20 protein-coding genes and 1 pseudogene are annotated in these 19463 nt (G+C 72.1%); 9 read left to right on the top strand and 12 right to left on the bottom strand.

From position 1 onward, the window contains the following. Both AB0C20_RS26880 and AB0C20_RS26885 read right to left on the bottom strand, forming a co-directional pair. A partial coding sequence (locus tag AB0C20_RS26880) for a hypothetical protein (protein WP_357569001.1) occupies nucleotides 1-249 on the bottom strand: 249 nt, incomplete at its 3' end. 421 nt (nucleotides 250-670) lie between these two features. Beyond that, on the bottom strand, nucleotides 671-1795 hold the full coding sequence (locus AB0C20_RS26885; protein WP_357569002.1) for a diacylglycerol kinase family protein: 1125 nt from the start codon (nucleotides 1793-1795) through the stop codon (nucleotides 671-673). A gap of 124 nt (nucleotides 1796-1919) precedes the next feature. Here AB0C20_RS26885 and AB0C20_RS26890 point away from each other — a divergent pair, with 124 nt between their 5' ends. The 6 genes and pseudogenes from AB0C20_RS26890 (at nucleotide 1920) to AB0C20_RS26915 (ending at nucleotide 7144) form a co-directional block, all read left to right on the top strand. After that, nucleotides 1920-3209, top strand: coding sequence for an adenylosuccinate synthase (locus AB0C20_RS26890; protein WP_238678776.1), 1290 nt, complete (start codon nucleotides 1920-1922; stop codon nucleotides 3207-3209). 203 nt (nucleotides 3210-3412) lie between these two features. Beyond that, a pseudogene (locus tag AB0C20_RS26895) lies at nucleotides 3413-3550 on the top strand (type IV toxin-antitoxin system AbiEi family antitoxin domain-containing protein); the annotation flags it as partial. Nucleotides 3551-3778: 228 nt separating this feature from the next. Then, nucleotides 3779-4348, top strand: a complete 570-nt coding sequence (locus AB0C20_RS26900; protein WP_357569009.1) for a hypothetical protein — start codon at nucleotides 3779-3781, stop codon at nucleotides 4346-4348. Between the two features lie 105 nt (nucleotides 4349-4453). Then, complete coding sequence (purD, locus tag AB0C20_RS26905; protein ID WP_357179084.1) at nucleotides 4454-5704, top strand: phosphoribosylamine--glycine ligase; 1251 nt, start codon at nucleotides 4454-4456, stop codon at nucleotides 5702-5704. Between the two features lie 62 nt (nucleotides 5705-5766). Next, a complete protein-coding gene (locus tag AB0C20_RS26910; protein WP_357179087.1) occupies nucleotides 5767-6288 on the top strand; it encodes a SigE family RNA polymerase sigma factor in 522 nt (173 codons plus the stop codon). Beyond that, entirely contained in the window at nucleotides 6281-7144 is an 864-nt protein-coding gene (locus tag AB0C20_RS26915) for a hypothetical protein (RefSeq protein WP_357179090.1), read from the top strand. Before AB0C20_RS26910 ends, AB0C20_RS26915 begins: the two co-directional genes overlap by 8 nt. A 7-nt stretch (nucleotides 7145-7151) precedes the next feature. On the opposite strand, the gene AB0C20_RS26920 is transcribed toward AB0C20_RS26915, so the two are convergent. The 3 genes from AB0C20_RS26920 to AB0C20_RS26930 all read right to left on the bottom strand — a co-directional run bounded on the left by AB0C20_RS26920 (nucleotide 7152) and on the right by AB0C20_RS26930 (nucleotide 10579). After that, entirely contained in the window at nucleotides 7152-8714 is a 1563-nt protein-coding gene (locus AB0C20_RS26920) for an AMP-binding protein (RefSeq protein WP_357569007.1), read from the bottom strand. 196 nt (nucleotides 8715-8910) lie between these two features. Continuing rightward, entirely contained in the window at nucleotides 8911-10125 is a 1215-nt protein-coding gene (locus AB0C20_RS26925) for an acyl-CoA dehydrogenase family protein (protein ID WP_357569003.1), read from the bottom strand. Between the two features lies 1 nt (nucleotide 10126). After that, nucleotides 10127-10579, bottom strand: coding sequence for an SCP2 sterol-binding domain-containing protein (locus AB0C20_RS26930; protein WP_196920508.1), 453 nt, complete (start codon nucleotides 10577-10579; stop codon nucleotides 10127-10129). 67 nt (nucleotides 10580-10646) lie between these two features. Here AB0C20_RS26930 and AB0C20_RS26935 point away from each other — a divergent pair, with 67 nt between their 5' ends. Continuing rightward, on the top strand, nucleotides 10647-11285 hold the full coding sequence (locus AB0C20_RS26935) for a TetR/AcrR family transcriptional regulator (RefSeq protein WP_357179097.1): 639 nt from the start codon (nucleotides 10647-10649) through the stop codon (nucleotides 11283-11285). On the opposite strand, the gene AB0C20_RS26940 is transcribed toward AB0C20_RS26935, so the two are convergent. Then, nucleotides 11260-11952, bottom strand: a complete 693-nt coding sequence (locus AB0C20_RS26940; protein WP_357569008.1) for a DedA family protein — start codon at nucleotides 11950-11952, stop codon at nucleotides 11260-11262. The genes AB0C20_RS26935 and AB0C20_RS26940 overlap by 26 nt on opposite strands. Before the next feature lie 167 nt (nucleotides 11953-12119). On the opposite strand from AB0C20_RS26940, the gene AB0C20_RS26945 reads away from it, so the two are divergent. Both AB0C20_RS26945 and AB0C20_RS26950 read left to right on the top strand, forming a co-directional pair. Further along, entirely contained in the window at nucleotides 12120-13271 is a 1152-nt protein-coding gene (locus AB0C20_RS26945) for a histidine kinase (protein WP_357179100.1), read from the top strand. Then, entirely contained in the window at nucleotides 13268-13909 is a 642-nt protein-coding gene (locus AB0C20_RS26950) for a response regulator transcription factor (RefSeq protein ID WP_357179103.1), read from the top strand. Before AB0C20_RS26945 ends, AB0C20_RS26950 begins: the two co-directional genes overlap by 4 nt. 6 nt (nucleotides 13910-13915) lie before the next feature. On the opposite strand, the gene AB0C20_RS26955 is transcribed toward AB0C20_RS26950, so the two are convergent. The 6 genes from AB0C20_RS26955 to AB0C20_RS26980 all read right to left on the bottom strand — a co-directional run. Further along, nucleotides 13916-14551, bottom strand: a complete 636-nt coding sequence (locus AB0C20_RS26955; protein WP_357179106.1) for a DedA family protein — start codon at nucleotides 14549-14551, stop codon at nucleotides 13916-13918. 166 nt (nucleotides 14552-14717) lie between these two features. Next, nucleotides 14718-15980, bottom strand: a complete 1263-nt coding sequence (locus tag AB0C20_RS26960; protein WP_357569004.1) for an adenylosuccinate synthetase — start codon at nucleotides 15978-15980, stop codon at nucleotides 14718-14720. Next, nucleotides 15977-16936: a hypothetical protein gene (locus tag AB0C20_RS26965; RefSeq protein ID WP_357179112.1), complete on the bottom strand. Its 960-nt coding sequence runs from the start codon at nucleotides 16934-16936 to the stop codon at nucleotides 15977-15979. The genes AB0C20_RS26960 and AB0C20_RS26965 overlap by 4 nt, the downstream gene beginning before the upstream one ends. A 9-nt stretch (nucleotides 16937-16945) precedes the next feature. Continuing rightward, nucleotides 16946-17914, bottom strand: a complete 969-nt coding sequence (locus tag AB0C20_RS26970) for a serine/threonine protein kinase (RefSeq protein WP_357569005.1) — start codon at nucleotides 17912-17914, stop codon at nucleotides 16946-16948. Further along, nucleotides 17911-18663, bottom strand: a complete 753-nt coding sequence (locus AB0C20_RS26975) for an NUDIX domain-containing protein (protein ID WP_357179117.1) — start codon at nucleotides 18661-18663, stop codon at nucleotides 17911-17913. The genes AB0C20_RS26970 and AB0C20_RS26975 overlap by 4 nt, the downstream gene beginning before the upstream one ends. Before the next feature lie 79 nt (nucleotides 18664-18742). Next, a partial coding sequence (locus AB0C20_RS26980; protein ID WP_357569006.1) for a MaoC/PaaZ C-terminal domain-containing protein occupies nucleotides 18743-19463 on the bottom strand: 721 nt, incomplete at its 5' end.

Below are 19463 nucleotides of genomic sequence, written 5' to 3' on the forward strand. Positions count from 1 at the left end.
CACCGCCGTCCGCGACGGCGACATGTACATCCTGGACGGCGAAAAGTCGTTTGCGGGCTGTCCCTCGGCGCGGAGGAGGTGCCCGGTGTCGCGGCGGAACCCGGGATGCCGGGGCCAGTTGGCCCGCCGTTGCTCCCCGAGCCGGTCGACGGAGGCGTCGGCTGGGCACCGGTCGCCGGCGGAACGGGCGGCGGTGACGCAGCGGCCGGGGCGGTCGGTGGCGGCCAACTCGGCTGCGCCGGTGCCCAACCCGACCCGGCGCCGGACGGGCCGCTGACCCCCCACCCCCCGGGCGCCGGGACGACACCGGTGAGCGACGGGTAATCCGACGGCGAGGGAGGCGACTGGGCCGCAGCGCCGGGCTGGCCGGGCACCGGCGGTCGCCCGGTCGGCGGCGCGGCCACCGGTGGCGTGACCGGTGGCGTGACCGACGACGGCCCACCCCGCTGCTCGGCGACCGCAGCCCACGGCGGCACCGCGCCCCGGTCACCCGGATCCGGTGGCCAGAGTGGTTCGACGTCCCGCTCCGGCACCGGCTGCTGGCCGGGCACCTGCGCCCGGTCGGCGTTCTCGTCCATTACGGCCCTCCCCAGTCCTCCTGCGAGGATAGGCCCAATCACCCAACAGGGCCGATCGGTGCAGGCAGGTCGGCCGGTCGGTGCGGTCGAGGTCAGTTCGACCAGACCGCCCAGGCGCCCGGCTCGACCCACCAGGAACGCTTACGGGTCAGCTCGCCCTCGACACCATCGTCGAGGTACGGCACCTTGCCCTCCCTGGGCAGCACCGACACCGCCCGCCCACGGGCCCGCCGAACTTCGAGGCGTACCCGCTTGCGTCCCCACGCCGAGCGGACGACCACCGGCACGGCCACTGCGACCTCGACCTGGCCGTCGGCCGGGTCCGGCGCGGTCAGCAGCGTCACGTCGTTGAGCGTCGCGTACCCGCCGGCGTTGCCGACCGCACAGGCCAGCAACGGTTCCGCACCGTCGGTGAGGATGGTGTCGTCGACCTCCACCCGGGCGCGCCAGTGCAGCGGCCGGCCGGCGTCGTCGGCAGCGCCGAGGAGCGCGCCGTCCAGGGTCACCGAGCCGCCGTCGTTGCGCAGCAGGTCCAGTCGCCGCGGTGAGCCGTCCAGCACCGCGGCGGCCACCGCCGCCGGATCACGGGGCAGCCCGAGCTGCGCGGCCAGGTCCCGGTGGGTGCCACCACGGGCCGGGTCGAGCGGGAGTACGGCCACCGGCGGCAGGTCGGGCAGGGTCCGGTTGCCGGGCAGATCCGCCGGGCGCTTGCTCGGCGCCGGGGCGTACCGCTTGACCAGCCGGCGCAGCACGGCGCGCAACTGCCCGTCGCTGGCCGTGGCGATGACCAGCCGGGTCTTGCTGTCCGGGTCCGGCCAGGTGAGGCCGTCCGGGCGGGGCGGGCCGTCGAGCCGGGCCAACACCGCGTCGATCTCGGCGTCGGAGCGGGCGGTGACCGTCTCCACCCGGGCGCCCCGGGCGTTCAGCGCGTCGGCGCAGGCCAGCACCGGCACCCGTGGCCGCTCCGTCGCGCACTGCCCGGTGTCGGTGCTGGCCTCGCTGCCGCCGGCCTGGCCGACGCTGGCCTGATCGGTGTTCGCCTGGTCGGTGTTGGCGTGACCGGTGTCGGTCTGGCCGCTGTTGGCTTGGCCGGTGCCGGTCTCGCTCGTCGGGACGGTGTCGGCCCCGGTCGCGCCGCCGCAGCAGGCCCCGCCGCTGCCACAGCCCCCGGGAGCGTCCCGCTCCGAACCGAGGGTGAGCAGCACCACGTCGTACACGGAAGGAGCCTCCTGCCTGTCGACGCGACCCCTGCCGGCCACGCCGTCACTACTTGTTAACCTGACACCCCGGGCTCGCCGAGCGGTCGCCACCTGGCACCCGAGCCTTCTGGAGGCGGAAAAGATGCCAGCGATCGTGCTCATCGGCGCTCAGTGGGGCGACGAGGGCAAGGGCAAGGTTACCGACCTGCTGGGTGAGCGGGTCGACTACGTCGTGCGCTACTCCGGCGGCAACAACGCCGGGCACACGGTGATCACCCCGGACGGCCAGAAGTACGCGCTGCACCTGATGCCGTCCGGCGCGCTCTCGCCGAACGCGATGATCGTCATCGGCAACGGTGTGGTGGTCGACCCGAAGGTGCTGCTCGCCGAGATCGACGGCCTGGCGGAGCGCGGCGTCGACGTGTCCCGGCTGCGGATTTCCGGTGACGCGCACCTGATCATGCCGCACCACCGGGCGCTGGACCGGGTCATCGAGCGCTATCTCGGCTCGTCCCGGATCGGCACCACCGGCCGCGGCATCGGCCCGGCGTACGGCGACAAGGTCGCCCGGATCGGTATCCGCCTCCAGGACCTGCTCGACCCGGGCATCCTGCGCAAGAAGCTGGAACTCGCGCTGCGCGAGAAGAACCAGATCCTGTTCAAGGTCTACAACCGCAAGGCGATCGACCTTGAGGCGACCGTCGAGGAGTACCTGGCGTACGCGGAGCGGCTCAAGCCGTACATCGCGGAGACCCGGGCGATGCTCTGGGACGCCCTGGACCGGGGCGAGACGGTGCTGCTGGAAGGCGCCCAGGCCACCATGCTCGACATGGACCACGGCACCTACCCCTTCGTGACCTCGTCCAACCCGACCGCCGGTGGTGCCTGCGTGGGCGCGGGCATCCCGCCGACCGCGATCAACAAGGTCATCGCGGTGAGCAAGGCGTACACCACCCGGGTGGGTGCCGGGCCGTTCCCGACCGAGCTGTTCGACGCCAACGGTGACCACCTGCGCAAGATCGGCGCGGAGTACGGCACCACCACCGGGCGGGAGCGCCGGTGCGGGTGGTTCGACGCGGTCGTCGCCCGGTACGCCTGCCGCCTCAACGGCGTCACCGACCTGGTCATCACCAAGCTGGACGTGCTCACCGGCCTGCCGAAGGTGCCGATCTGCGTCGGTTACGAGATCAACGGCGTCCGGGTCGACGACATGCCGATGAGCCAGACGGACTTCCACCACGCCAAGCCCGTCTTCGAGGAACTCGACGGCTGGTGGGAGGACATCACCAAGGCCCGCACCATCGACGACCTCCCGGAGAACGCCCGCCGCTACATCGCGAGGGTCGAAGAGCTCTGCAACACGAAGGTCAGCGTCGTAGGCGTAGGCCCAGGCCGAGAAGAAAACGTAGTCCTCCACCCCCTCCTCCCCTAACCCCACCCCCACCCCACCCCACACCCCCCACCCCCACCCCACCCCGGTGCTCGCCTCGGTGATCAAGAAGTTTGCGTCAGATCTGGCCGTGAGGTTGACGTAAAGCTCTTGATCACCGGGGCGGACTGTGGGGTTATCCACAGGGGCTCGAGGGTTGTCCACAGGGGCTTCGTTCGAGTGGGGTGGGTGGGCAGGGTGTGGGTGTGGGTGCACATCAACTTCTACGCCGCATTGCAGCCGGGCAGGACGGCATGGTCACCCTGGGCCAGGCATTGCGTGCCGGCCTGACCAGGGACCAGATCCGACAGTTACACCGGTCCGGCAGGTGGCAGCGGCTTCTCCGTGGGTGCTTCGTTCCAGAAGCGGAGTTGAGTGATTCGACGCGTCGGCGGGCACGAATCCGCGCTGCGGTCGTGAGCCTCGGCCCAGGCGCCTTCGCTGTTCTGGACTCCGCGTTGGAGTTGCACGGCATCGCGGGTCTTCGCCTGACAGCACAGGTCCACGTTTCGGTGCCAGTCGATCGACCCCGACCCCAGCGCGCCCTGGTGCCGTGGTTGACGGTGCATCAGGTGACCGTCGGCCCCAGCGACATCGTCAAGGTTGCGGGCATCGCGGCGACCTCTCCGCTTCGCACCGTCTCGGACGTCATCCTTCGGGTTGATCGTTATCCAGCGGTCTCTGTCCTCGACTCAGCTCTGAACCAGGGCCGCATCGATCCGGCACATCTGGCGGCCATTCCGAACCTGATCCGGGGACGTCGGGGCGCGGTCATGGCACGCGCCTGTCTCGCCGAGGCGGACGGGCGGGCGCAGTCGCCGCTGGAGACGCGTAGCCGGCTTCGGTGCGTGGACGGCCGGGTACCGCCGGACACGCTGCAGTTGGAGGTGCGCGACGATGACGGCTATCTGCTCGGCATTGGCGACCTGGGCTGGCGCGGCCCAAGGCTGATCGCCGAAGCGGACGGCCGAGACGCGCATGGCACCCCGGAGGCCGCCTACGCCGACCGCCGTCGCCAGAACCGCCTGGTCAACGCCGGCTGGACCATTCTCCGTTTCACCTGGCAGGACACCCTCCACCCCACCTACATCCCCCGTACGGTCCGCCAAGCGATCGCAGTCGCGGTCGCTCAGCGAAGGTGATCAAGAGGTTTCCGTCATGAACGGGTCCACCGCTGACGCAAACCTCTTGATCATCGAGGCCCTACGGGGGCGGGCGAGGTGGAGGGGGACAGTAGGATCTCGGGCGTGCGCGTTCTTTTGGTGGGTGGTGGCGGGCGGGAGCACGCGCTTGCGCTTGGCCTGGTGGCGGATTCGGGTGTTTCCGCGCTGATCGCGGCGCCGGGTAATCCGGGGATCGCCAGCCTGGCTGAGCTGCGAGCGGTCACTCCGACAGATCCGGCCGCGGTGGCGGCGTTGGCCGTGGAGGTGGCGGCTGACCTGGTGGTGGTCGGGCCCGAGGCGCCACTGGTCGCCGGGGTCGCCGATGCGGTACGCGCCAAGGGCATCGCCGTGTTCGGTCCATCCGGTGCGGCCGCGCAGCTGGAGGGCTCCAAGGCGTTCGCCAAGGACGTGATGACCGCCGCCGGCGTGCCGACCGCCCGGGCGTACGTCTGCACGGACGAGGGAAGCACCGCTCGGGCGCTGGACGAGTTCGGCGCGCCGTACGTGGTGAAGGACGACGGGCTCGCCGCCGGCAAGGGCGTGGTGGTGACCGACGACCGGGCCGCCGCGTTGGCGCACGCGGACGAGTGTGGACGTGTCGTGATCGAGGAGTTCCTCGACGGCCCGGAGGTCAGCCTCTTCGTGGTCACCGATGGCGAGGCGGCGCTGCCGCTGGTGCCGGCACAGGACTTCAAGCGGCTCGGTGACGGCGACACCGGGCCGAACACCGGTGGCATGGGGGCGTACGCGCCGCTGGCCTGGACCCCGCCCGGCCTCGTCGACGACGTGATGCGCGATGTGGTCCACCCGACGCTCGCGGAGATGCGTCGCCGGGGCACCCCGTTCGCCGGCCTGCTCTACGTCGGGCTCGCGATCACCGCCGCCGGCCCTCGGGTGATCGAGTTCAACGCGCGCTTCGGTGACCCGGAGACCCAGGTGGTGCTCGCACTGCTGGAGACCCCGTTGGGTGGGCTGCTGCACGCGGCGGCCACCGGCTCGTTGGCTGAGCACCCGCCGCTGCGGTGGCGGGACGGCAGCGCCGTGACCGTGGTGCTCGCCTCGGCGGGTTATCCGACCGCGCCGCGCACCGGCGATGTGATCACCGGTGCGGACGGTCCGGGCATCATCCACGCGGGCACCGCCCGCCGGGCCAGCGACGGCGCGTTGCTCTCCGCCGGCGGCCGGGTCCTCTGCGGTACGGCCACCGGCGCCGACCTGGCCGCGGCGCGGGACGCCGCGTATGCGCTGGTCGACGGGGTGGAGTTGGCCGGCTCGCAGCACCGCACCGACATCGCCGCCGCCGCGATCGAGGATCGGATCACGATTCCCGGCTGACCTCGGGCAACCTCGGCCCGCCTCGTCTCCGTTTGCTCAGTGAGACGAGGGGGTGGCGGCGGATGCCGGTCGATGTCGAGGGTTACCGCGACTACGTCGGCGCGCGGCTGGAGTCGTTGCGCCGCACGGCGTACCTGTTGTGTGGCGACTGGCACACGGCCGACGATCTGGTGTCCACGGCGCTGGTCAAGCTGCTCAGACACTGGCCGAGGGTGTCCGCCATGGACAGCCCGGACGCGTACGTCCGGCGGACCCTGTTGCGGGTCTGGCTGGACGAGCGGCGTCGGCCGTGGCGACGCGAGGCCGCCTGGGCCGAGGTGCCGGAACAGCCGGCCGCGGCCGGCGGCACGGACGGCGCTGCCGACCGACTGACCATCCTCGCTCTGCTGGCCGAGTTGCCGCCGCGTCGTCGGGCGGTCCTGGTGCTGCGCTACTTCTGTGACCTGTCCGTCGAGGAGACCGCCCGCGAGCTGGGCTGCACCGCCGGCACCGTGAAGAGCCAGTCGGCTCGTGCGATCGAGGCGCTGCGTGGTCGCCTCGTCGACCTGCCGACTCAAGTCGAGGAGGTTCGGACCGATGGATGAGCTGACGGAGCATTTCCGGGACGCCGTGGCCGGGTCGCCGCCGAGCCGGATCGATCTGGACGGGCTGATCGCCGCCGACCGGCAGCGCCGTCGACACCGGGCGTGGACGTTTGCCGGCACCGGGGTGGCCGCAGCCGTCGCGGCCGTCGCGGTGCCGACCCTGGTCGCCGTGCCGGGACCGGGCGGGATGGCCCTGCCGCCGATGAGTTCCGGGTCGGGCGACGTGTCGCTCTGCCCGGCGCCGATCCCGTTGGACAGTGGGCCCGAACCGTTGGCCAGCGGACCGGAGCCGTTGGCCAGCGGACCGGAGCCTTCCTCCCAGACGTACGACACGGTGCGCGTACGCCCGACGGAGCGGCCGGAGACGGGCGTACCTCGGCTGACGGCGGCGCTGCGGGCAGCGCTGGCCACCACCGTGCCCACGAACCTGACGATGACCGGGGCGGTGCCCGAGTGCGATCGGCCGCAGTTCGCGTACCAACCGCCACACCGGCAGTACGAGACGATCGCGATACTCAACCGCGACGGGCGGCACAGCCATCTGAAGGTGGCCTTGTATCCCACCCCGGCAAAGGCGCAGCCGGACTGCGCGGACGCGCCTGACGGTCGGAACTGTGAGGTGCGAGGGCTGGGCGACGACGGGGTGGCGATGCTGAGCACCAGTACGGACCCGGCCGGGGACACTCTGCGCTGGGTGCACCTCATGCGGGTGGACGGCACATCGGTGACGGTCACCGTCGGCAATCTCCTGCACGGGTACGGCGGTCCGGTCGACGGGGTTGCCCGCGAGGCGCTGCTGACCTCGCAGGAGCTCGTCGAGCTGGCGCGGGCGCCGGGCCTGACCCTCTACCCCTGAACGGCGGTCAGCCGTAGTAGCGGCGCAGTTCTCGGGTGAGCACCTTGCCGGTGGCGTTGCGGGGCAGGTACTTCACGAAGATCACGTCCCGGGGGACGCTGAACCGGGCCAGGAAGTGCCGGACGTACTCACGGACCGCCTCGGGGTCGAGGGTCTCGCCGGGGTGCAGGGCGAGGAACGCGGAGAGGCGCTGGCCGTACTCGGGGTCGGGCACGCCGATCACGGCCGCCTCGCGGACCTGCGGTAGTTGCGCGAGCAGGTCCTCCACCTCGGATGGGAAGACGTTCTCGCCGCCAGAGACGATCATGTCGTCGGCCCGGCCGTCGACGAAGAGCAGCCCGTCGGCGTTGAGTCGGCCGAGGTCGCCGGTGTCGAGCAGGCCGTCGTGGGTTTCCCGGCTGGCACCCGAGGTGTAGCCCTCGAAGAGCATCTCGTTGCCGACGAAGATCCGCCCGACCCGTCCGTCCGGTACGGGTTGGCCGTCGTCGTCGAGCAGTTCCAGCCGGGTGCCGTGCGGGGGACGACCAGCGGTGGTGGGTGCCTGACGCAGGTCCTGCGGGCCGGCGATGGAGGCCCAGGAGACCTCGGTGGACCCGTAGAGGTTGTAGAGGACGTCTCCGTAGACGTCCATGAACTTCGGGGCCAGCCCGCCGGGCAGGGCGGAGCCGCTGACCGCGACGACAGTGAGCTGGGGGCGTGGGTCCGGCGGGGGCACCTCCAGCAGCCGTTGCATCATCACCGGTACGGCGAAGAGCGCGTCGCACCGGTGCGTGCTCAGGGCGGCGAGAGTGGCGGCCGGGTCGAAGCGGCGGTGCAGCACGATGGTGGCCCGTAGTGCCAGGCACACCTGGAGGGCGGCGAATCCCCAGGTGTGGAAGATCGGTGCGGCGATCATCACGCGGTCCCGGGCGTGCAGGGGGATGCGGTCGATGATGGACACCAGTGGGCCGAAGCCGCTGGGCGTCGGCCGGCGAGCGCCCTTGGGCGTACCGGTGGTGCCGGAGGTGAGCACGATGATTCGGCCGTCGCGCTCGGGCGGGTGCAGGTCACCCGGCAGTGCCCCGGCCACCAACTCCTCGCGGGCGCGTTCGTCGAGGCGGGGCAGCTCGGCGGGGAGGCCGAGGACCCGCTCGGCGAACTCGTCGTCGTGCACGAGGAGCCGCAGCCGCTGTTCCTCGGCGACGGTGCCCAGTTGGGCGGCGCTGAGCCCGGTGTTGACCAGTACCGCGTCGACGCCGAGCAGGGTGGCGGCGACGATCGTCTCGATCAGCCCGTGGTGGTTGCGGCAGAGCACGCCGATCCGGTCGCCGGCCTGTACGCCGAGCCCGGCCCGCATCGAGCGGGCCATCCGTTCGGCCCGGTCGAGCAGGTCGTGGTAGGTCAGCTCGACGCCGTTCTCGTCGATGACGGCGGGACGGCCCGGGTCCCGGGCGGCCGCTTGGCGTAGCTCGCCTGCCAGGCTCCACCCCCACGTGCGCAACGCGTTGAGCTGCGAGGCGACCCGGACCGGGCTGCCGGGGGTGAGCAGCCCGCGACGGGTCAGCGTGGCAATGACGAACGGCAGGTCCATGCCGCAGACCTCCTCGGGGTGGTGCGCGGACGGGGCGGCGGCCCGCCCGTCCATCAGGGCTTCTTTCCTTGATCATGCACTGGGCGCGGCAGAAGGCCCAGTTGGCGTCGGCGTGGGGTGACAAAGACGGCACTGATCGTGGAATTCGGCCACCGTCGGCCCGACCCCGGTCGAGGAGGGGCTGGGCCGACGGCGGTCAGCGGATCTGCACCCCGGAGATCGCCCGGGAGATGACCAGTCGTTGGATTTCCGAGGTGCCCTCGAAGATGGTGTAGATCTTGGCGTCCCGGTACCAGCGCTCGACCGGGTGGTCACGCAGGAAGCCGGCTCCGCCGAGCAGTTGCACTGCTTTCTCGGTGACCGACACGGCCACCTCGCCGGCCTTGAGCTTGGACATCGATCCTTCGCCAGCGGTGAACGGGCGGTTGTTGCGGCCCATCCACGAGGCCCGCCAGACCAGCAACCGCGCCGCGTCGATCTCCATCCGCATGTCGGCCAGCGCGAACGCGACAGCCTGGTTCTCGATGATCGGGCGTCCGAACTGGACCCGGTCCTTCGCGTAGTCGAGGGCGTACTCGTAGGCGGCCCGGGCCACGCCGAGCGCCTGGGCGCCGACTGTGGGTCGGGACAGCTCGAAGGTGCGCATCGCGGCCTGCCCGGTGGCTCGCTGACCGGAGCGGGCCCGGTCCAGGCGTGCCAGCAGGGCGTCCCGTCCGCCGAGCAGGCAGCGGCCGGGTACGCGTACCCCGTCGAGGAAGACGTCGGCGGTGTGTGACGCGCGGAGGCCGAGTTTGCGCAGCTTGCGGGTGGCGGCCAGGCCGGGGGTGCCCGGCGGTACGACGAACGCCGCCTGACCGCGGGAGCCGAGCGCGGGGTCGACCGAGGCGGTGACCACGTGCACTCCGGCGATTCCGCCGTTTGTGGCGTACGCCTTCTGGCCGGTGAGCACCCACTCGTCGGTGGCCTCGTCGTAGACGGCCCGGGTGCGCATCGCGCCGACGTCGGAGCCGGCTTCCGGCTCGCTGGTGCAGAAGGCGGCGACGGCCGGCGAGTCGACGTCGCCGAAGCACTGCGGCACCCACTCGACCATCTGGTCGGGGGTGCCGGCGCCGTAGATGGCGGCGACGGCGAGCGAGGTGCCGAAGATGCTCATGCCGATGCCGGCGTCACCCCAGAAGAGTTCCTCGCTGGCGATCGGCAGGGAGAGCCCGGTCGGGTCGGCCCAGCAGGTGGCGAGGAACTCGAAGCCGTAGAGGCCGACCTTGGCGGCTTCCTGGATCACCGGCCACGGGGTGTCCTCGCGCTCGTCCCACTCGGCTGCGGCTGGGCGCACGACCTCGGCGGCGAAGCCGTGCACCCAGTCGCGTAGATCCCGCTGTTCCTCGTTCAGGTCGAGCGAGAACTCAGCCATGTCAGGCCTTGGGGATGTCGAACAGGTTGGCGATGTTGGCGGCGAGGCCGAGGTCGCCCTTCGCCTTCAACTTGCCGGTCATGAACATCATCACCGGGTTGGCGCCACCGGAGACGATCTTCAGGAACTCGACAGGGCCCATGGTGAGGCTCAGCTTCGGGTCGTGCTGCGGGGTCTCGTTGACGACACAGGTGCCGTCGGCGATGACAACCTCGTAGGTGTCGCTGCCGCCGTCGGGGCGACCGGTGATGATCCAGTGGATGACCGCGTTCGTGGAACCGGCCCGGTCCGCGCGGAACAGCGACGGCATCCGGCCGAACACCTCGCCCAGGACCTTGTCGCGCAGGTCGCCGGACATCACCTGGGCGATCTTGTCGTCCGGGGTGGACTTGACCAGCTGGGCGAACTCCTTGGGGCCGACGTTGGCGAAGGTGGCCGGGTCGAAGTCAGTCATCAGGTGCGCCTTCCGGAAGATTGGCTACTCGCGCGTAACCCTACGCACGAGTAGGTATGCTCGCAAGGTGTCCAGCGTCCCCGCCTTCAAGCGCCTGCCTCGTGCCGTCCGCGAGCAGCAGATGCTCGACGCGGCCGTCAAGGTCTTCTCCCGACGTGGCTTCCACGCCGCCAGCATGGACGAGATCGCCGAGGACGCCGGCATCTCCAAACCCATGGTGTACGCGTACCTCGGCACCAAGGAGGAGCTCTTCGTCGCCTGCCTGCATCGGGAGGGCACCCGGATGATGCAGGCCATCGCCGGGGCTGCGGCTCCCGACCTGCCGGCCGACGAGCGGCTCTGGCGCGGGCTGAGGGCGTTCTTCGGCTTCGTGGGCGCCCACCGGGACGGCTGGGCGGTGCTCTACCGGCAGGCCCGGGGCGAGCAGCCGTTCGCCGGCGAGCTGGCCACCATGCGGGCCCGGCTGGTCGAGGTGGTCGCCGGGATGCTCGACCACGCGCTGCGCGCCGAGGGCCGCGAGATCGCCGCCATCGACCTGGAGGTCGTCGCGTACGCCCTGGTCGGCGCGACCGAGTCGCTGGCCGACTGGCTCGCGGACCACCCGGAGGCCGACCCGGAGAAGACTGCCACCCGGATGATGAACGTGGCCTGGCTCGGTGCCGCCCAACTGCTGCACGGCGTCACCTGGTGTCCGCCGGCCGACTGACGGCCCCGGCGGTAAGAGCGTCGGTGCCCGGCCCGCCGGCCCGCGCCGCGCCCGGCTCGCCGGCCCGCGCCGTACGGCGTCGGTTGCGGAGCCAGCGGACCACCTCGACGACCACAGTCACCGTCAGGGCGAGGCCCAGACCGAGCAGGAGGCCGCGCAGCGGGTCCTGTTCGAAGGCCAGTCCGCCGACGTAGCCGACCAGCGCCGAGTAGAGCCCCCACGAGCTGGCTGCCAGCGCGTCGAAGGCCAGGAAGCGTCGCCGTGGATAGCGCACCGCACCCATGGTGAGGGTGACAGCGGTCCGGCCGCCCGGGATGTAGCGGGCCACTGTGAGGATCAGACCACCCCGGGTGGCGATGCCCCGACGGGCCCGGTCGATGGCGGCTCGGCGTCGACCGTCGGGCGGCAGCCGGTCGAGCAGCCGCGTGCCGCCACCCCGCCCGATGGCGTACGAGATGTGGTCGCCGACCAGCGCCCCGGCGGCGGCCACCAGGATGACCGCCGGCAGGTACGGCGCTCCGGAGGCCGCGAACACCCCTGCGGTGATCACCGCCGTCTCGCTCGGCACCACCGGGAAGAAGCCGTCGAGCACCGCGATCGCGAAGATCGCCAGGTACACCCAGGGTGAGGACATCGTGTCGTGCAACAGGTCGAGCAGATCCATGATCCCGATGCTGGTCGGGGCGGCGACTCCCGACATCGGCCAGTGGTCAGGTGGGCGCCACTACTTAGGTAGCGGCCGTCCCCGAGGGCGGGTAGGGGTCTTCCCCCACCGCGCCCCGGTCCGCCTGCGCACGGCGGCGCGATAGGTGCGTGAGGCCCTACGCTCGCTGCGTGGCCTCCAGCGCCGTCGCTCTCCGGCGGGTCATCCAGCGGTACGGCCCGATGCTGCTCGCCGTCGTCGTCGCCGCGGCCGTCTGGGCCAGCGCGACAGGTGACCTCGGGGTCCGCTCGCCGCTGCCAGGCGCGGTCGTGCTGCTGATCGTGTTGGGCTCGGCGTGGGCCGCCGGCACGGTTCGCACCCGTCTTTGGCCGTTGTTCCTGGCCGCGGCGGTCGGCTGGTTGGTGCTCGCCGCGGCGGCCGCCGGGGTGCTGGCCTCGTACCAGGCGGGTCTGCGGCTGCGCGGTCGCCAACTCGCCAGCTACCTCGCCGGGGCGGCGCTGGTGCTGGGCGGCGGGGTGCTGGTCGGGCTGGCGGTGGGTGGCGTACGCCGGATGACCACCGCATCCAGCGGCAACGTGCTGATGCTCGCCGTCTGTCTGGTCGGACTTCCGTTGGTCTTCGGCCTCTGGGTGCGGGCCCGTCAGGACACGCTCGCCGCTCTGCGGGACCGGGCCGAGCGGCTGGAACGCGAACAGGAGGCCCGCGCCGACCGGGTCCGTGCCGAGGAGCGGACCCGGATCGCCCGGGAGATGCACGACGTGGTGGCGCACCGGGTCTCGCTGATGGTGGTGCATGCCGGGGCGCTGGAGGTGACAGCCGTGGACCCGGCGACCGTGGAGGCCGCCGCGTTGATCCGGACGACCGGCCGGCAGGCGCTCACCGACCTGCGTGAGGTGCTGGGTGTGCTGCGCCAGGCCGGCCCGGCCGTGACGCCGGAGCGAGGGCTCGACACGTTGGACGAGTTGATCGGGGAGTCCCGTGCCGCCGGGCTGCGGGTGTCCCGGCAGGACGAGGGTGTGCCGACGGCACTACCCGCGACGCTGGGGCGTACCGCGTACCGGGTGGTCCGTGAGGCGCTGACCAACGTGCGCAAGCACGCGGCCGACGCCGAGACGACAGTCTGCCTGCGCTACCTGCCGGACGGTCTGGAGGTGTTGGTCCGCAACGGCCCGTCCGAGGGCGGGTCGACGCTGCCGGGTGCCGGGCAGGGGCTGCTCGGGCTGCGTGAGCGGGTGGAGTTGCTCGGCGGCCGGCTGGAGGCCACTCCGGTGGACGGCGGCTTCCTGGTCCGGGCCCTGATCCCGCTCGCGGGTGTGGCGTGATCCGGGTGGTGGTGGTCGACGACGAGCAGCTGGTCCGTGCCGGGCTGCGGCTGATCCTCGAGGCGGCGGAGGACATCACTGTCGTCGGTGAGGCGGCGGACGGCGCCGGCGCGCTGGAGCAGGCCCAGCGGTTACGCCCTGACGTGGTGTTGCTCGACGTGCGGATGCCGGGCATCGACGGGCTGACCATCGCGCCCGAGGTGGTCGCCGCCGGCCCGAAGGTGATCATGCTGACCACCTTCGACCTCGACGAGTACGTGCACCGGGCGCTGCGGGCGGGCGCTGTCGGCTTCCTGCTCAAGGACACCCCGCCCCGCGAGTTGGCCGCAGCCGTTCGTACGGTGGCCGCCGGCAACGCGATGCTCGCCCCGACCGTGACCCGGCGTCTGATCAGCTCGTTCGCCGAGCGTGGTCCGGCCCGCCGGGAAGCGGCCCGCGAGCGGCTCGCACCGCTGACCGAACGGGAGCTGGCGATCGTCCGGGAGGTGGCGCGCGGGCACGGCAACGCGGAGATCGCCCGGCGGCTGACGATGAGCGAGGCCACCGTCAAGGCACACGTCAGCCGGGCGCTGGCGAAACTCCACGCGGGCAACCGGGTGCAGGTGGCCATCCTGGTGCACGATGCCGACCTGCTGTGACGGGTGTCAGGTCGATCCGGCCCGATCGGTGGTGGCGGCGGCGCGGCGGCGCGCCCGGTGGCGCAGCCAACGGATGCCCTCGATGCCCAGTGTGACGATCACCGACAGGCCGATCCCGGCGAGGACGCCCTTGACGGGGTGCCGTTCGAAGGCCAACCCACCGAAGTAGCCGAGCAGCCCGCAGTACAGGGCCCAGGTGACCGCCGCGATCGCGTCGTACAACAGGAACGACCGGCGGGGATAGCGCACCGCGCCCATGGTGAGGGTGACGGCGGTCCGACCGCCCGGCAGATACCGGGAGGTGGTCAGGATCAGCCCGCCACGCCGGTTCAGTGCGCGCCGGGCCCACTCCGAGCTGGCTCGTCGGCGGCTGCCGTCGGGAAACCCGGCGAAGCGTCTCGCGCCGCCACCGCGCCCGATGGCGTACGAGACGTGGTCGCCGGCGCAGGCGCCTAGCGCGGCGGCGACGATCACCGCCGCCAGCTTGGGATTTCCGCTGGTGGAGAGCACGGCGGCGGTGATGACGGCCGCCTCGCCGGGTACGGCCGGAAAGAACGCGTCGACCGCCGTGAGCCCGAAGATCAGCAGGTACACCCACGGTGAGGTGACCAGCTGCCGGAGCAGGTCGAGCGCGGAGTCCATGCCTCCATGCTCGCCGGGTGCGACCCGCCCGGTGGCCGAAGCCGCTGGATAACCCCCACCTCTCCCCGCGCCGATCTTGCACTTTGGGCCCGAACCAACCACTGCAAAAGCCGCAGAACAACGACCGAAAGTGCAAGATCGACGAGGTTGGGGCGCGTGGGGTGGGTCAGGCCGTGCGGGTCAGAGCCCGTGGGGCTAGCAGTGGGCCGCGTGGGGTCTTGTCGTCCGCGGTGGGGCCCTGCGAGGTGAGCACCACCGGGGTGTCCAGCTCCGCGCTCACCGCTGCCGGCCAGTCCTGCGGCGGTTCGTCGTACACCGGGCGGGAGCGCAGCAGGCGGGCGGTGAGCGCGGCCTGCCGGTCCAGGTCACCGGGCGGGCCCGGGATGAGCCGGTCGGTGGTGTCGTAGCGGCGGCAGATCTTCAGGTCGGGGCCGGCCAGGTCGAGGTGGGTCACTGCCAGGCCGTCGACGCCGCCGGCCGCGGCGAGGGCGTACCGGTGGGCGACCGCGTCGAAGTGGCCGAACCGGAACCGGCCCTGCCACTGGTTCGTGGCGTTGTGCGCGTCGGCGAACGGCAGGCTCGGGTCCTCGGTCACCAACGGACCGTCCCCGTGCCGGGTGGTGACCACGCGGAGCACCCCGATCCGGGTCACGTCTCCGGGCCGGCCCGCCTCGGCGAGCAGGCTGTCGACGTTGGCGAACGTGGTGGTGCTCCAGGTCGTGTACGGGTGGAAGCCGTGCCACTCGTCGAGCAGCACCCCCTGCGCGCCCTCGAACACGCAGGTCCCGGTACGCAGCGCCCCGGCGAGCCAACTGCCGTCGACGATGGTGACTCGCCCGGCGAATCCGGTGAACGCGGGCAGACAGTCCTCGATCGGTGGCGCGTCCAGCGGGCCCAGCTCGGCGGTCAGCCGGTCCCGCACTGTGGTCAGCCTGCGGCGCAGCAGTGCCGGGTGGCGGCAGTCGGCGACCCGCGGCGCGTCGTCGGGGTGAGCGAGACCGTACGCGACGGCCTCGCCCACCCCCAGCCCGCAGGAGCCGTGCCGGTCGGCTCCCCGGGCGATCTCGCGGGCCCGGTTGGCGGCCCGGTGGTAGGGGGTGGCGAGCAGCGCGCCCCCGTCGACGGTCAGCCGGTCGAGCGCGTCGGGCACCCCGACCGTGGCGAGGTGGTCGGCCTCGGCGGCCAACGCCAGCGGGTCCACCACCACGTGCCGGGACAGGTGCGTACGCACACCGGGATGGAACGTGCCGGCGCCGAACTGTGCGAACGTGTGGTGCCGCCCGTCGCGCAGCACGACGTTGTGTGCCGCCTGCGCGCCCCCGTTGAAGCGGACCACCGTGTGCACGGGACGGGTGGCGCAGAGCCAGTCCACCACTGTGCCCTTGCCGGCGTCGCCGTAGCCGAGGTCGACAACCGCCACGTGGTTCACAGCCGGGTCACCCCGCTGGCCGTGTCGGTGAACGCCGGCAGCGTCGACACCTGGGCTCGCCGCTCCCGGCCGAAGCGGGCCAGCGCCTTGGACACGGTCCCGGTGGCGCCGGAGCCGGCGCGGTCCAGGTCGCGCAGGCCCTCGTCCAGGTCGATGGCCTGTTCGCCGAGGCCGATGGTGAGCGCGATGGTCTCGCAGACCGCGTCGAGGTCGTCGAGCACTACGGTGTTCTGCCCGAGCAGGTCCCGCCAGAAGTCGAGCACCTTGGCGTTGCCGGCGTAGTGGCTGCCGGCGGGGAGCAGGTAGTAGGTGTCCCAGCGGCGGGTCACCTCGTCGACCACCTGCCGCAGCGGCACGTCCTCGGAGAGGTCGTCCCCGATCAGGCTGGCCACCTCCCGGGCCTTCACCCGCTGGTAGGCCAGCTCGTCGCCGATGATGAACAGGTAGCCGCGCCGGCCGCGCTTCTCCCAGTTGTCGGTGACTGTGTGCCGGGCCATGAAGTACATGGCCAGCTCGTACGACTCGCTCATCTGTCCGCCGCCGCCGCCCTCCAGCACGATCCGGCCGAGGTCGTCGTCCATCCGGTTGTCCGACTCGAACTGGCCCACCTGCAACGGCACCCGGTCGCAGGTGGCGTCGCCGATGGCCCCGAACATGATCTGCGGGTCGCTTGCGTAGCCCTGCCGTTGCAGCAACCCGAGCAGTTGCGGCAGCTTGGTCTGGAGGACCCGCGGCACCGTGCGCATCGAGCCGGTCACGTCGAAGAGCACCGCGACGGGCGTCGACCGGGGGTGCTCGTCGGAGTCGCGGCTCTCGCGGGTCGCGTCCCTTGGGTCGAGCGCGGGGTGCACGGTGCGCGCCCCGCTGTCGCTGTAGGAGAAGGCGCTCTTGCCGGTCGACCGGCGGTAGCGGTCGGCGGCGTCGTACACGTCGGTGGACCAGATTCCACTGCCCATGACAGCTCCTTAGGGGGTGAGGGTGAAGGGCCGGAAGGTGCGTGGCCCGTAGAGCCGGTCCAGCACCTGGTCGAGTTCGCGCAGCAGGCGCCAGGCGTCGTCGGGCCGGGCGTGCAGGGACCGTTGCCGGCAGCCCTGCGCGAAGGTGTGCAGCTCGCGGGGTGCGCGCGGCCCCATCAGCCAGCTCATGCAGTGGCTGGCCATCGCGATGTCGGTGCCCGGCCCGCACTGCTGCTTCTTGAGGACTTCCTCCGGGTCCCAGCCGTGGCCGGGGACGACCGCCGGGATCGTGCTTCCGACGGCCGCGGAGAAGCACCAGTCGATCAGCACCACGCCGTGGGCGTCCGGCTCGATCAGCACGTGTCGGGGCAGGACCGCGCCGTGCACCACGCCCGCCCGGTGGGCCAGGCCGAGTACCACCAGCAGCCGCCGCCACATCCAGGCCGCATCCCGGGCGTCCAGCCCGTCGGGGTACGCCCGCCGCACCTCATCGAGGTCGTGCAGGCCGGGTGTGGTGGCGAGGACGTTGATCCGCCGTTCCGCTCCGGTGGTGGCGTCGCGGTGCCGGAACTCGTCGACCAGCCGGGGCACGTACGGCAGGTAGCGCGGGTCGCCGCGCTCGGCGATGGTGCGCAGGGCGTGCGCCTCGCGGGCCATCAGGTCGTTGTCGGTGGGCCGTCGGGGGAGCTTGAGCAGCCTGTCGTCGCCGACGTCGTAGAGGTCGGCGAGGTCACCCGAGTGGGCCGGCGCGCCGAACCGGTAGTCGCCGAGAACTGTGGTCCGCCGGGCCTGCCACCGGGTGGTGACGTGGATGAACGCGTCGACGGCTTCGGCGCGTACCGCCGGGTCGGTCGGCAGGCGGTCGGGGTGCAGGGCCGCGACCAGCTCGCGGTAGCGGTGGGCCGGCTGGTCGGCGCCGAACAGGTCCGCGTCGGTGCGGGCGGCCGCGACCAGGCGGATGGCCTCCGTGGCCCTCACCGCACCGTCTCCTCGCGGGCGGGGCGCAGCAGCGCCGGGTGCAGCAGGCGGGCGTCGCCGGCCCGGTAGAGCCGGGCGCGCGGGCCGCCTCGGGCGCCACCGCGCTCGGTGCTGGCGCCGGTGCTCTCCACGAAGCCCGGCACGGAGAGGACCTTGCGGTGGAAGTTGCCGGCGTGCAGAGGGTGCCCCCAGACCGTCTCGTAGACCGCCCGCAGTTCGCTGATGGTGAACTCGGCGGCGAGGAAGCGGGTGGCGAGCGGGGTGTACTCCAGCTTGGAGCGGGCCCGTTCCAACGCGTCGTCGATGATCCGGCCGTGGTCGAAGGCGAGCTGTCGGCTGGTCAACGCGGTCACCGGGAGCCAGATCGCCTCGTCGGCGTCGCTGCCGGCGGCCGGGTCCGGCAGGTCGGGGGCGAACGCGAGGTGGGCGATCGAGACGACCCGCATCCGCGGGTCACGGTCGGGAGCGCCGTAGCTGCCCAACTGCTCCAGGTGTACGCGGCGCAGCGCGTCGCCGCCGAGCCCGGTCTCCTCGGCCAACTCCCGTCCGGCGCCAGTGGTCAGATCCTCGTCGGGGCGGACGAAGCCCCCCGGCAGCGCCCAGTGCCCGGCGAAGGGTGCCTCGCCGCGCCGGATCAGCAGCAGGTGCAGTGCGCTGTCGCGGATGGTCAGCGCCACCACGTCGACGGTCACGGCGATCGCCGGGTAGGCCCGGGGGTCGTACGCGGCCAGGAACTCCTGCTCGTTCATCGCGTCTCTCTCATCTTGAGAATATCTCGCTGTGAGAACAACTTAGCGCACGAGGGAGCTTCTGCCAAGCTCGGAATTCTCAGCGCAGGTGACCCGTCAGGTGCGGTCGGCCACGGGAGTCGTGCAGGGCGAACCCGCCGTCCGGCAGGTGCGCGAAGTTCACAGTGCTCGGCAGCGGCACGGGCAGCTTGAAGGCGACCTCGACCGTGTACGCGTCCGGCAGCCGGGCCTCCAGCGCGGCCAGGCAGCGGGCCTTGCTCCACATGCCGTGCGCGATCGGCCGGCGGAAGCCGAACAGCCGCGCACCGAGTCGGGAGGTGTGGATCGGGTTGTGGTCGCCGGAGACCCGCGCGTACTCCGTACCGATGCGCGGTTCCACACGCCAGCGTGCGGTGGCCGTCGGCGCCGCGGGACGTTCGCCCGGCTCGCGCCCGCCCGGCTTGCGCTCCCGACCGAGGTACGTCGATACGCCGCGCCACACCTCCGCCCCGTCGACCGAGCCGACAAGCACCACGTCCACCTGCCGCCCCCGGTCGTGGGGGCGCAGGTTCTCCGCGTACGTGGTGAAGTCGAGGGTCTCGTCGGCGGTGATCGGGCGGAGCGTGGTGATCCGGTTGCCGACGTGCACCAGGCCGATCAGCGGGAGGGGAAAGTCCGGCGTGGTCATCAGGCGCAGGGCGAGCGGAAAGCCCATGACGTGCGGGAACGTCGCGGGCAGCCGATCGGTGAGCCGGAACCCGCAGACCCGGTCGTAGTCGGCCAACTGCGCCCGGGCGACGCTCACCCCGCCCACTGTCACC

Source organism: Micromonospora sp. NPDC048843 (genome assembly GCF_040649965.1).
In the GTDB taxonomy this organism is placed as follows: domain Bacteria; phylum Actinomycetota; class Actinomycetes; order Mycobacteriales; family Micromonosporaceae; genus Micromonospora; species Micromonospora hortensis.